11 protein-coding genes are annotated in these 12714 nt (G+C 50.9%); 6 read left to right on the plus strand and 5 right to left on the minus strand.

The window, feature by feature from the left end:
- The first annotated feature begins 6 nt into the window (after positions 1-6).
- A complete protein-coding gene (locus H6F90_RS17400; protein WP_370588039.1) occupies positions 7-1095 on the plus strand; it encodes a TrkA family potassium uptake protein in 1089 nt (362 codons plus the stop codon).
- Here H6F90_RS17400 and H6F90_RS17405 read toward each other — a convergent pair.
- Positions 1092-1733, minus strand: a complete 642-nt coding sequence (locus H6F90_RS17405; RefSeq protein ID WP_190553594.1) for a zinc ribbon domain-containing protein — start codon at positions 1731-1733, stop codon at positions 1092-1094. The two genes, H6F90_RS17400 and H6F90_RS17405, sit on opposite strands and share 4 nt — an antisense overlap.
- Before the next feature lie 220 nt (positions 1734-1953).
- Between H6F90_RS17405 and H6F90_RS17410 the strand changes: the two genes are divergently transcribed.
- The 3 genes from H6F90_RS17410 to H6F90_RS17420 are packed head-to-tail and all read left to right on the plus strand — an operon-like array spanning position 1954 to position 5284.
- Positions 1954-3387 carry a circularly permuted type 2 ATP-grasp protein gene (locus H6F90_RS17410; protein WP_190553595.1) on the plus strand — a complete coding sequence of 478 codons (1434 nt, stop codon included), beginning with the start codon at positions 1954-1956 and terminating at the stop codon, positions 3385-3387.
- Positions 3388-3400: 13 nt separating this feature from the next.
- Positions 3401-4351, plus strand: coding sequence for an alpha-E domain-containing protein (locus H6F90_RS17415; RefSeq protein ID WP_190553596.1), 951 nt, complete (start codon positions 3401-3403; stop codon positions 4349-4351).
- 30 nt (positions 4352-4381) lie between these two features.
- A complete protein-coding gene (locus H6F90_RS17420; protein WP_190553597.1) occupies positions 4382-5284 on the plus strand; it encodes a transglutaminase family protein in 903 nt (300 codons plus the stop codon).
- A 6-nt stretch (positions 5285-5290) separates the two neighbouring features.
- On the opposite strand, the gene H6F90_RS17425 is transcribed toward H6F90_RS17420, so the two are convergent.
- Complete coding sequence (locus H6F90_RS17425) at positions 5291-6058, minus strand: proteasome-type protease (protein WP_190553598.1); 768 nt, start codon at positions 6056-6058, stop codon at positions 5291-5293.
- Between the two features lie 145 nt (positions 6059-6203).
- Between H6F90_RS17425 and H6F90_RS17430 the strand changes: the two genes are divergently transcribed.
- Complete coding sequence (locus tag H6F90_RS17430; RefSeq protein WP_190553599.1) at positions 6204-7205, plus strand: nuclease-related domain-containing protein; 1002 nt, start codon at positions 6204-6206, stop codon at positions 7203-7205.
- Positions 7206-7210: 5 nt separating this feature from the next.
- Here the strand turns inward: H6F90_RS17430 and H6F90_RS17435 are convergent, their stop codons facing one another.
- The 3 genes from H6F90_RS17435 to H6F90_RS17445 all read right to left on the minus strand — a co-directional run bounded on the left by H6F90_RS17435 (position 7211) and on the right by H6F90_RS17445 (position 9406).
- Positions 7211-7417, minus strand: coding sequence for a glycogen debranching protein (locus H6F90_RS17435; RefSeq protein ID WP_190434961.1), 207 nt, complete (start codon positions 7415-7417; stop codon positions 7211-7213).
- A gap of 134 nt (positions 7418-7551) precedes the next feature.
- Positions 7552-8067, minus strand: coding sequence for a GNAT family N-acetyltransferase (locus H6F90_RS17440; protein WP_190553600.1), 516 nt, complete (start codon positions 8065-8067; stop codon positions 7552-7554).
- Positions 8068-8170: 103 nt separating this feature from the next.
- Positions 8171-9406: an RNA polymerase sigma factor, RpoD/SigA family gene (locus H6F90_RS17445; RefSeq protein WP_242024514.1), complete on the minus strand. Its 1236-nt coding sequence runs from the start codon at positions 9404-9406 to the stop codon at positions 8171-8173.
- A gap of 774 nt (positions 9407-10180) precedes the next feature.
- On the opposite strand from H6F90_RS17445, the gene priA reads away from it, so the two are divergent.
- Positions 10181-12697, plus strand: coding sequence for a primosomal protein N' (gene priA / locus H6F90_RS17450; protein ID WP_190553674.1), 2517 nt, complete (start codon positions 10181-10183; stop codon positions 12695-12697).
- The last annotated feature ends 17 nt before the right edge of the window (positions 12698-12714 follow it).

Below are 12714 nucleotides of genomic sequence, written 5' to 3' on the forward strand. Positions count from 1 at the left end.
TGCTATGTGAATCCCGATAACCTCTTTAACTCTCAAGCCACCATTGAGCAAAGATATCGACGCATCAAAGCTGAATTGATCGGCGGCGCGATCGCTCTTATGGGAGTGTTTCTGATTGGCACGGTTTGGTATTGCTGGGTTGAGGGGTGGCGCTGGCTGGATGCCGCCTACATGACCGTGATCACCCTAGCGACCGTGGGCTTTATGGAAGTCCATGAGCTGGGCGATCGCGGACGGTTATTTACTATCATCTTGATTTTGATGGGAGTGGTGGCGATCGGCTATATCGTCAATCGGTTCACAGAAGCATTGATTCAAGGGTACTTTCAAGCAGGACTGCGGTTACAGCAGCGACGGCGCATCATGGAATCACTGACACAACACTATATTCTCTGTGGGTTTGGGCGAACGGGTCGTCAGATTGCTTTAGAGTTTAAGGCCGAGGGCATCCCCTTTATTGCCATTGATTCTGATCTGGCGGAGGTGCACGAAGCGCAGGAGCTAGGCTATGTGGCCATTCAAGGCGATGCCACGCTCGACGAAGTGCTGACTAGAGTGGGGATTGAGCGAGCCGTTTGTTTGGTAGCAGCTTTGCCTTCCGATGCCGAGAATCTCTACACCGTGCTTTCGGCCAAAACTCTGAATCCGCAAGTCCGAGCGATCGCCAGAGCCAGCACCGAAGAAGCCCTCAAAAAGCTACAACGAGGGGGTGCAGATGCCGTCGTATCGCCTTACATTACGGGCGGTAAACGCATGGCCGCCGCTGCCCTCAGGCCTCAGGTGATGGATTTTGTCGATGGTATTTTGACTGGGACAGACCGAGCATTCTACATGGAGGAGTGTTTGCTGGAGCCAGGCACTTGCCCCTATGTCGGCCAAACTCTACGCGAAGCTCGTCTGCGATCGCAAACCGGAGCCTTAGTGCTAGCGATACGCCGCGCTGACGGTAGCTTGATTGCCGGTCCCACTGCCGACACCACCTTGATGACCGGAGATGTGCTCATTTCTATGGGAACCGCCGAGCAACTGCGCGAACTCAATCAAGTTCTGGGTCCGATTCGCCACCGCGTGCCCCGCCTTCCCAAGCACACCTAAGGTGCGGTTAAAGCATGACCACATTGAGCACAAAAGCGATCGCTGAGGCTAACGGCTTTGCCACACTGCGAGCAGAAGCGCTGGGCTGATTCGGTGGAGGAAGGTGCGGGAGCGGGAGCAGGAGTTAAAGGAGTTGAAGTGACGGGAGGGGTGCCAATCTGCATTTGCATATTGCCCATTCGCATCTGCATGGGTTCTAGCTGCATTTGCATATCTCCCATCTGCATGGGTGGCATAGACGGCAGCGGCGGCAGGGGTGATAGGGGAGCGATCGGCAGCATGGGTGCCATAGATGATGCCGCATCAGCGCCAGTATTGGTTCCAGCCACTGGTTGGAGTGGTAAAGTTTCTGCCCCTGTCAAGCTGGGTGGCGCAGTCAACAGATTGAGCCTGCCCCCTGCCAGTTGCACAAAGAACTGGCCTTGAGCCGATTCAATCCGTAAGATCCAGCCAGCCGGAGTTCGAAATAAGGTGGGCGGCACCACCCAATGACCTGTGGTGAGGCTAGTCCACTGACTCTGCTGCTGACTCGTACTGGCGCTGGTCAAGGCGATCGCAGTTTGGGTTCCTACGTTCTCGACCTGGAGTTGCTCAGTACTGCTGAGATTGCCAATGTAAGCCATAGAAAGATTAAGCATGGCGATCGCGTTCACTAGCAAGTTAACGTGGAAGTTCAGAGAACGGGTATTAAGATTCCCTAGAAAATTTTTGGGCAGGTTTCAGGAACAGCGGCGAGTGATAGAAATTGTTATTTGACTCTAAAGCGTTCTAAAGAAGATTCCGTATCAGTGGCTACAGTATCGAACTCCCTCAGCCTCTATCAAGGATGAATGACTCCAGCAAGGTGGGTGGTTTGCCGTGCGATTTGATCACTATGATCCAGAGGGTTTTTATGACGAGTTGTTTATCGCCAAAAGCAAGCCCCGTCCGGAAGCCACCCTCTTAATCGAGCGGTTTAATTCTTTCTCTGCTAGTGAAATCAAACGTCGCCAGCAATCTGCCCAGATCGCCTTGATGAAGTTGGGCGTAACGTTCAATGTCTATAGCGATGGTCAGGGCACCGAGCGCATCATGCCCTTTGACATCATTCCCCGCATTGTCTCGGCGCAGGAATGGAAAGAACTAGAACAAGGCTTAAAGCAACGCATCTACGCGCTGAACTTGTTTCTGCATGACATCTATAACGAGCAAAAAATTCTGCGGGATAGTGTGATTCCGGCAGAGCTGATTTATTCAGCCACGGGTTTTCTCAAGCCTTGCCTGGGATTAAACCCGCCGGGAGGCATTTGGTGTCACATCACTGGGACTGATTTGGTGCGCGATCGCGATGGTCGCTGGTATGTGCTGGAAGACAACCTCCGCTGTCCTTCTGGCGTCTCCTACGTGCTAGAAAATCGCCGCGTCATGAAGAGTACTTTCCCGCAACTCTTCAACACCATGCCGATTCAACCCGTAGAGGACTACTCCAGTCACCTGCTAGAAACCTTGCTGAATCTAGCCCCAGAGCATCTGAGCGATCCCACTGTGGTGGTGCTGAGCCCTGGTATCTATAACTCAGCCTACTTTGAGCATTCCTTTCTGGCCCAGCAGATGGGTGTGCAACTGGTGGAGGGGCGTGATCTAGTCGTGGCGGATGGCTACCTGCAAATGCGCACCACCAAAGGGTTGCAGCGAGTCGATGTGATCTACCGCCGCATTGATGATGATTTTATCGACCCGCTAGCCTTTCGCTCCGATTCGATGCTCGGTGTTCCAGGCTTGATGGACGTGTATCGCGCCGGACGAGTCGCCCTCGCCAATGCGTTAGGAACTGGGATCGCTGACGACAAAGTCATTTACGCCTATGTGCCGCAAATTATTCGCTATTACTTGGGCGAAGACCCGATTCTCGCCAACGTCCCGACTTATCTGTGTTGGGAACCCCAACAGCAAAGCCATGTTTTGGCTAACCTAGACAAACTAGTCGTCAAAGCAGCGAACGAGTCGGGGGGATATGGCATGTTGATTGGTTCCCAAGCCTCGGCAGCAGAGCGGGAAGCCTTTGCCGAGAAAATTAAGGCTAACCCCCGCAATTACATCGCTCAGCCCACCCTTTGTCTCTCCCGAGTGCCTACCTTGATGGAAGAGCAAATCGAAGGCTGCCACGTCGATCTGCGCCCCTACATTCTCTACGGCAAAAACATCTATGTCAGCCCTGGTGGCTTAACCAGAGTGGCGTTGCGAAAAGGCTCTCTGGTCGTCAACTCTTCCCAGGGCGGCGGTAGCAAAGATACTTGGGTGGTCTGCAAGTAAGGAGATAAAAGTGATGCTCAGTCGAGTCGCAGATTCAATTTATTGGCTGAATCGCTATGTGGAACGAGCCGAAAATGTCGCTCGTTTTATTGAAGTGAATCTGAATTTATTGCTAGATTCTCCCCCTGGGGTGACTCAGCAGTGGGAACCGCTGATCCTGACCACAGGCGATTTGCCTTTGTTTCAACAGCGCTATGGTGAGGCGGCCGCAGAGAATGTGATGCGGTTTCTCACCTTCGATCGCCACTATCCTAATTCCATCCTCTCTTGTCTGTCAGCAGCGCGCGAGAATGCCCGTTCTGTGCGTGAGGTGATCTCCTCCGAGATGTGGCAGCAGCTGAATGCCTTCTACTTTATGGTGAAAGAGGCGGCTGAGACTGATTCGCTGCCAGAGTGGCAGGACTTCTTTACTGAGGTAAAAATGTCTAGTCACTTATTCGCAGGCATCATGGATGCCACGATGACCCACGGCGAAGGTTGGCATTTCGGACAGATTGGTCGCTTGTTAGAAAGAGCTGACAAAACAGCGCGGATTCTGGATGTGAAGTACTTCATCTTGCTCCCCTCCGCCAAAGATGTGGGGACCACCTTGGATGAGTTGCAATGGATGGCGTTGCTCAGGTCAGCGAGCGCTTATGAAATGTACCGTAAGCGGCAGCGGCACCGAATCAACCCCACTGCCGTAGCAGAGTTTCTGATTCTCGATCGCGAATTCCCCCGCTCGATTCAGTTTTGTATCCTGCAAGCTGAGCGATCGCTGCATCGCATTACAGGCACCCCAACCGGAACCTGGAGCAATCCAACTGAGCGGGCAGTCGGACGGTTACGCTCCGAACTTGGCTACCTGACAATTGACGACATCATTGAAGCAGGGTTACATGAGTTTTTAGATAAAATTCAGCGACAACTGAATGACATAGGCGAAAAAGTCTTTTCTACCTTTGTCGCCGTCAATCCGGTATAAGCATTGGCCCCTCACTCCTCCTGACTTTCCTTGCATTACCAAATCGCCCACACCACCACCTACAGTTACAGTCAGCCTGTGACGCTGGCTCCGCACTTGGTCAGGCTGCGTCCCCGCTGTGATGCCAGTCAATCCTTGCAATCCTTCTCGCTGGTGGTTGATCCCAAACCACTGGGCATCTCGCAGATCACGGATTTAGATGGCAATGCGGTGGTTAAGCTGTGGTTCCAGCAAGAGTTGACCGATCGCTTGCAGATTCAAGTGTTGTCGCAAGTCGAAACCCTCCGCAGCAACCCTTTCGACTATTTGATGGAGGCTTGGGCGCTGAAGTTGCCGATTGATTATCCTGCCTCCCTCCATACACAGCTCAAACCCTACCTAAGCGGGCAAACGCTGCATTACTCCACCAGCCTTGATCCCGTCGCCGTGAAATTGGCCCAGGAGATCCATCAAGCGACTGGAGGAGATGCGATCGCGTTTCTCTCCGAGCTGAGTCAACGCATTCACCAAACCTGTAAACATACGATTCGGGAATTTGGCGAACCCCTAGCACCAGGGATCACCTGGGCGCAACGCTTAGGCTCCTGCCGCGATTTGACCGTGTTGTTTATGGAAGCTTGCCGAGCGATCGGATTAGCAGCACGGTTTGTCAGCGGCTATGAAGCGGGCGATCGCCAAGCTACCGAGCGACATCTCCATGCTTGGGCAGAGGTCTATCTCCCTGGAGCAGGCTGGCGCGGCTATGATCCCACCCAAGGCTTAGCGGTGGCGGATCATCATATTGCTTTAGTTGCCAGTGCCGCTCCAGCTTACGCAGCTCCCATTTCTGGGACGTTGAATCGAGCGGGTGCAGTGCAATCTAGCCTGAAATACCACTTATCGATTCAAGCCCGCACAGACTTTGGGCTATCCCAATTTGCCACGAACACTTAATCGTTTCTAATCAATGGGGATATCTTCGTTTGAGTCTTGGAGGGCGTGCTCCCACTCAATCTCTGGCATACATTCAAAGGCTTGACGCAAGCAAGCTTCCCAATGTCTACGAATTTGAGCTAAGTAAGGTGCGCCAATCCGGAGCCGCAGTTCATGCTTGATCCGGAAGCTATCGATTTCATACATGACCAAGCTGATCGGCGGCCCCACCGAGATATTGGATTTCATGGTGGAGTCAATCGACAGCAAGGCACATTTAGCGGCTGCTTCTAGAGGCGTCTCAAAAGTTAAGGTGCGATCGAGAATCGGCTTGCCATATTTAGTTTCGCCAATTTGCAAAAATGGGGTGTCTTTAGTGGCATGGATGCAGTTGCCCTGACTGTAAATCATATACAGCTCTGGCTCTTGCCCTTTGATCTGACCCCCGAGAATCACGGTACAGGTGGCATCAATGCCATCTTGCTGCAACCAAGAGCGGTCTTGCTCCTGAATTTGGCGCAGCTTTTCGCCGATGTAACGGGCAATCTCATAGAAGTTGGGCAAGGTATGGAGATTCACTGCCGCCCCAGATTGGAGGTCTTGCCGCAGCAGGGTTAAAGCGCCTTGCGTCACCGACAGATTGCCTGAGGTGCAAAGCAGTAGAATCCGCTCTCCGGGCTGAGACAAATCAAACAGCTTTTGATAAGTGGAGATGTAGTCAACGCCAGCATTGGTGCGCGAGTCCGCAGCCATGACCAAACCAAATTTAGTCAGGATTCCCAGACAGTAAGTCACGGTGGGTTCGGGGATGAAGAATTTCCCTTGATTGTAGAGCCAGAGCCGTTCTGGGAAAACTTTTTTTAAGATGAGCGATCGCCTTAAAAGATTGGGACAAGCGATCGCCCGACTAGTTGAGCTTCAAAATCATGCAGGATAGCCAATGATTGTCAAAGAATTGGATGCTTTTGTCTCCCAAAATAAGTTTGCTAAGGCAGGGCGTATAGCCGAGGAGCAAATGGCATTCTACCTACGCCGCGCCTTTAGCGATGAGCAAAAGCTTTATGTGTTCAATGATTTGCGTCTGGAGCAAGGCGATGATGCGGCTCAAATTGACCACTTGATCCTGCACCGACATGGAGTCGTAATTATTGAAAGTAAAAGTGTTTCAAAGCAAGTCGAAGTGAATCAACATGGCGAATGGATTCGTTGGTTCAACGGCACTCCTCAAGGAATGCCATCTCCTATTCAGCAAGCTCGTAGACAAGCAGACTTTCTGAAGAAATACCTGAATGACCATGCAGATAGACTACGAGGAAAAATTTTAGGGTTACAAACTTACTTTGGTGGCATGGGCCTAGATGTTCTCGTTGCAATTTCTGACTCTGGCATGATCAAGCGCTCTGAAGGAATGAGTTTAGAAGAGATTTCTAAGGCTGATCAAGTTGTAGAGCGAGTACAGGCAATCGTTGAAAAATATCGAAAAGCCAACAGCCTGTTTAGCCTCAATCTTAAAGATGCAGGCTACTGGTTCAATGACGAAGAGCTGTCTAAGGTAGCTGACTTCTTAGTTCAGCACCATCGGCCTTTAGGTCAACCCATTTCTGAACCACCTTTAGTAGAAACGCCAAAGCTCAAAATTTCTCAGCTTGCTTCGCCCACTCAAGCAGCTACCTCCATACCAAAACTTCGTTTGTCGCCACAACCTAAAGAGGTCGTGGCTTCTCAGGCTCAAAGCTGCCAACATTGCCACAGTTCCAGCTTGTCGGTCGAGTATGGCAAATATGGCTACTACTTAAAATGCTCTGAATGTAGCGGCAATAACTCAATTAAGGCGGTTTGCCCTGCTTGCAATGCCAAAGCAAAAATTCGCAAATGTGGCAAACAGTTTTTCGCAGAGTGCGCTAGTTGCGAGACATCTACGCTATTTCACACAAACCCTTGAGGCCGTTAGTCCAGCTTTAAAGCACTCGCAGGAACTTCATCCCAAGAATTGACCGTTCGCATCGTAGCAACCCAACCTGCTTTTTTTTGGGTTTCGGTGAGGTTGCTCTCAAACGACTCATGGCAATCTTTCGCGTGATCTTCACTGCAAGAAGCGATGCAAGAGTAAAGAATGCCAGAAGGGTCAATTTGTTCGTTTACCCAAATTGTCATAGCGTCGTGTCTCCAAGCTTTGGGTTTACTACTCTATCTAAAAGAAATTTCTACAAGACAGAGCGGTTCAGAGCAAGAAAAATCGTATCGTTGTTAACAATTCCCAAGAATCTGTAACGCCAGGCATGTCGTATCTAACTAGACAGAGTGGGAGCAGGTGCGATCGCGGCCAAATTTGCCAATGACTGACCCGTGACTCGACAAGTACGCCAATTGGGTAAAACATCCGCTCCCATCCGTTCATAAAACGCGATCGCTGGAGCATTCCAATCTAAAACACTCCACTCTAGGCGACCACAGTTTCGAGTGACTGCAAGTTGAGCTAGGTAAGTTAGCAACGCTTTGCCAATTCCTTGCCCTCGGTACTCTGGCAGGACAAACAAGTCTTCTAGGTAAATTCCCGGCTGAGTCAGAAAAGTGGAATAGTTATGAAAAAACAGCGCAAACCCCACGCCTTGACCTGCCACCTCCGCCACAATTGCTTCTGCATAGGGGCGATCGCCAAACAGATGAGACTCTAAAGCTGCTGGACTACCTACCACCTCATCAGATAGTTTCTCGTACTCCGCCAAGGCTTGAATTAAGGCAAAAATAGTCGGCACATCAGCGGCGATCGCAGGACGCACCACACAAGCAGTAGACAAGGCCATAAAGACAACAGGATAGACACGTCAAGGGCAATGCCAAACAGCCCTCGCTTTAGCCTACAATCTTATTCCCCTTCCCTGGTAGGGAAGGGGTTAGGGGTTAGGTCTATTTCAGCCAACCTTTCAACCGTGCAGCCACCTGAGGACGGCGCAGTTTCCGCATCGCCTTGCTCTGAATTTGGCGTACCCGTTCTCGTGAAAGGTTAAATAAACCACCAACTTCTTCCAGGGTGCAAGGTTCTCCTGTGGCTAAGCCGTAGCGTAGAGAGATAATATCCTTCTCTCGCTGCGTCAACACATCGGCCAACACTTCCCAAATGTCTTGGCTCATCATCACTTCACTGATCTGCGCTTCTGGCGATTGGGTGTTGCCATCTTCTAGCAGATCCATCAGCTCGGTGTCTTCGCCTTTACCGACGCGATGATTGAGGGAGAGCGATCGCCGCCGTACCTGTTGCAGTTCGCGGAGTTGCCGAGGTGAGACTTCTAAAGCTTCCGCTACTTCTTCTTCACTAGGGTTACGACCCAGTTCCCGCTTTAGATCACGGTGGACTTTTTTCAGCTTATTTAGCTTCTCCACCACATGCACCGGAAGACGAATCGTCCGAGCATCATTGGCGATCGTCCGAGTGATCCCCTGGCGAATCCACCAGTACGCATAGGTAGAAAACTTGTATCCCTTATCGGGGTCAAACTTTTCAGTAGCGCGGTTCAGACCCAAAGCACCTTCTTGAATCAGATCTAGGAAAGGCACGCCCCGATTCAAATATCGTTTGGCGATCGAGACCACCAATCGCAAGTTTGAGCGAATCATTTTGCGCTTCGCTACACGGCTCTGATAGAGACGGTGTTCGAGCTGCCGTTCTGTCAATTCCAGAGCTGCCGCTAAGTCTGCTTTGCTGGGATGACGGTCTAATTCAGTTCTGAGGCGTTCATGCAGTTCGTCGATTTCAACGAGATACTGGACTCGCCGCGCCAACTCGATTTCTTCGTTGGCTTTGAGTAGCGGGTAGCGAGCCATCTCCTTGAAGAAGGCACCTACAGCGTCATCCGATACAGTTTTGTTATAACCTGACAGCCTAGTCGCGATTTGTACCGTGGTATCTGGATCTTCCAACTCTAAGAGGCTGCTATCCCCTAAATCTAGAGCGTCGGGTGTGACTAAATCGGCTACACCTGGCTCTACCTCACCTCCAGCTAAATCAGCCTCCTCAAAAGTCGTCACACTTGTGAAGTCAGGTTCTGTTTCGATTTGTAAGGTAGTGGCAGGGTCAAACTCAGAAAAGCGCATATCAAAATCTAACTGGGTGTCTGGGTTAGAGAGGCTATTGGGTGGATACATATAACGAGGTAGCACTTGGCTTAGCAGTGTTCTCTTTGGGGCTAAGATTTAAGCTTTTAAGGCGGCTAAAGCGCTTCATTCACTCAGACTGAATCCAAGAACAACCATATAAGTGATATTTGATTCCAGTTTTGAAATAGGGTACGTAAATTACCAGAGACAAATTGCTCCAGTTGGAATATTAGGTACTTCGAGAATAAAGTTGGCCAAAAATAATTTTCAGCACTTTCTTCTCTAGTACGAGTGTTAAAAAGTCAACCTAGGTCTTCTGAAGCTGATGGGGAAATCAACTCGCAAACCCTTATTTCGCAGTCCCTGGAAGCACCCTGTTCTGTCAAGCGGGGTACTAATATCCGTAGTGACTAGTCAGAAAAAGCACTAGTACTTAAAAGAATATCCAGTAGGTGCGATAAAATCATTTAACTTTTTTAGTTTTAAAGTTGGATTGATCAACTTTTCTGTAACAACAGGATCTCATATTGGCAAAAACATCCTTCTCTACCGTTGGGGAGAAATGCCCTATGCTCCTTAGATTGAAGTCTGAATCGCAGAAAATCTTTCTTATTTAATATTAATTTTATCTACCAGTTGATTAATACGAACTCAGCAATTAGCTTTATAGTTTTGAGCGTTAAATCTCTTGATTTGCCGCTTGAGCAAAGAATTTAGGACAAACTCAGGCTGGCTTCTTCTGGATCGAGGAAGTTAGGCGAAAATGAGACAGAGCGATTTTACGGGTCGTCTCGGGCCTTTGCAGTTGGGATGCGTTCTCGTATGTTTGATTCCAGTCTTAGTCTTGCTACTCCCCTATTGGCTGAGTCTGGGATCAATGACTCTTATCGTTTTGCCACCTTTTCCTGGGTTGAAGTTTTAGTAGACTGCCCTGGAGCCCAAGGGCTTTTCACTTATGCCTTGCCGCCTGATTTGACGGTGCAACCGGGAGATATTCTGACAGTGCCGTTTGGGGCTCAACAAGTCGGTGCGATCGCAATTCACCTTTTAGCTCAGCTGCCTCCAGATCTACCTCCAACCCAGGTTAGAGAGGTAGAAGAGGTGGTCAGCACTGGGTTCTTTCCGGCTACCTATTGGACTCTACTGAACCAAGTCGCTGACTACTACTGCACTTCGCTAATGGCAGTGATTCGAGTAGCTCTGCCGCCTGGTTTATTAGGGCGATCGCAACGACGAGTCCGCCTGATTGAGCTAAAAGCTTTAGATGGGCTTGATCCCAGTGGATTAAGTTCAGCCGCGCAGCAAGTTTTAAGCAGGCTCCAAGCTCAAAAGCAGGGTAACTACACTTGGCAGTATCTCCAGCAAAAAATTCCAGGTGCCGATCGCGGGCTGCGAGAACTGGTGAAGCAAGGCTGGATCGAGAGTTACCTGGAACCTCCTGCCACGGTGCGTCCGAAGCTACGTCAAGCGGTTACTTTAGTGGCGGCTAGCCATCTAGAAGACAGCCTAAGCCCACGCCAACAAGAAATTATTCAAGCCCTCCAGCGAGAAGGGGGGGATCTGTGGCTCAGTGATCTTCTTCAGCTTTGTCGAACTAGTTCTGGTACGGTGCAAACCTTGGCTAAAAAAGGTTGCATTGTTATTCAGCCGCGCGAAATTTTACGGGCTGAAGCAGGGGTCGCGATCGCCCCCGATCAACCTAAGGAACTCACCCCCGACCAAGCCCAAGCCCTCTCGACTATCACTTCACTCTCTGGCTTTGCCCAGGTATTACTGCATGGAGTGACGGGTTCCGGTAAGACCGAGGTTTATCTTCAGGCGATCGCGCCCGTCCTGCAACGTGGTCAGTCAGCATTAGTGTTGGTGCCAGAAATCGGTTTAACGCCTCAGCTCACCGATCGCTTCCGCGCTAGGTTTGGCAGCAAGGTTTGTGTTTACCACAGCGCCCTCTCGGAGGGGGAGCGGTACGATACTTGGCGGCAAATGCTTAGCGGTAGCCCCCAAGTGGTAATTGGGACGCGATCGGCGGTGTTTGCGCCGTTGCCGCAGCTCGGCCTGATTATCTTAGATGAGGAACACGACTCCAGCTTTAAGCAAGACCAACCTGCTCCCTGCTACCATGCGCGCACTGTGGCTCAATGGCGAGCTGAGTTAGTCAATTGCCCTTTGATCTTAGGTTCCGCCACTCCTTCGATTGAAACTTGGGTCAGTGCCAAGGCCAATCAAGACGTTAGCCCGCCCGCACCGCATTACTTATCTTTGCCCAGTCGCGTGCGATCGCGGCCTCTGCCACCGATTGAAGTCGTCGATATGCGGCAGGAATTTCAGCAGGGGAACCGCACCATTTTCAGTCGCGCTTTGCAGGTAGCCCTAGAACGACTTCGAGAACGAGGTCAGCAGGGCATTCTATTTATCCATCGCCGAGGGCACAGCACCTTTGTTTCCTGTCGCAGTTGCGGCTATGTGGTGGATTGCCCTAACTGTGACGTCTCCTTGTCTTACCATCACACCCACGCTGAGGCGACTCAACTGCTGCGGTGCCACTACTGCAACCATACGGCTATCCATCCGCCTCAATGCCCGGAATGTAGCTCCCCTTATCTCAAATTCTTTGGCAGCGGCACCCAACGAGTCACGCAAGAACTGGCAAAGCACTTACCTGACCTGCGCTGTCTGCGGTTTGACAGCGATACCACCCGCACCAAAGGATCGCACCGAGCTTTATTAACGCAGTTTGCCCAAGGAGACGCAGATTTGTTGGTGGGCACACAGATGCTGACTAAAGGCATTGACCTGCCTCAAGTGACTCTAGTGGGGGTGGTCGCCGCAGACGGCTTATTGCACCTGCCAGACTTTCGGGCCAGTGAGCGGGCTTTTCAGACTCTGACCCAAGTCGCAGGTCGAGCAGGCCGAGGCGATGAACCCGGACAAGTGATTATTCAAACCTATTCGCCAGAACATTTTGTAGTTGAGGCGGTGCAACGCCACGAATACGAGCCATTTGTCAGCGCCGAGTTACTGCAACGACAAACCTTACGATTTCCGCCTCACAATCGACTGGTACTGCTGAAATTTAGCAGTCCTGACCCACTAGCGGTCCAGAAAACAGCCAAACGCATTGCTGCGGTGCTCGCGCCTCAACAAGCAGAGTCAGGCTATGAATTACTGGGGCCAGCGCCAGCCAGTATCTTGCGGGTAGCGCGGCGGTATCGTTGGCAGGTGCTGCTGAAGTTGCCGCTGAATCGAGCAGTGGAGTTGCCAGACTGGAATGAGTTGCGATCGCTCTGCCCGCCCAACGTCAGCATGACCGTCGATGTCGATCCGCTAAACTTGCTCTAAATTCAGCTCTGTCAAAT

Origin of the sequence: Trichocoleus sp. FACHB-591 (genome assembly GCF_014695845.1) — a bacterium.
GTDB lineage: Bacteria > Cyanobacteriota > Cyanobacteriia > FACHB-46 > FACHB-46 > Trichocoleus.

Coding starts and splice junctions, on each gene's coding strand:
- priA (WP_190553674.1), top strand. CDS start 10,181: ATGTTTGATTCCAGTCTTAGTCTTGCTACTCCCCTATTGGCTGAGTCT.
- H6F90_RS17440 (WP_190553600.1), bottom strand. CDS start 8,067: ATGGCCTTGTCTACTGCTTGTGTGGTGCGTCCTGCGATCGCCGCTGAT.
- H6F90_RS17435 (WP_190434961.1), bottom strand. CDS start 7,417: ATGACAATTTGGGTAAACGAACAAATTGACCCTTCTGGCATTCTTTAC.
- H6F90_RS17405 (WP_190553594.1), bottom strand. CDS start 1,733: ATGCTTAATCTTTCTATGGCTTACATTGGCAATCTCAGCAGTACTGAG.
- H6F90_RS17445 (WP_242024514.1), bottom strand. CDS start 9,406: ATGTATCCACCCAATAGCCTCTCTAACCCAGACACCCAGTTAGATTTT.
- H6F90_RS17430 (WP_190553599.1), top strand. CDS start 6,204: ATGATTGTCAAAGAATTGGATGCTTTTGTCTCCCAAAATAAGTTTGCT.
- H6F90_RS17415 (WP_190553596.1), top strand. CDS start 3,401: ATGCTCAGTCGAGTCGCAGATTCAATTTATTGGCTGAATCGCTATGTG.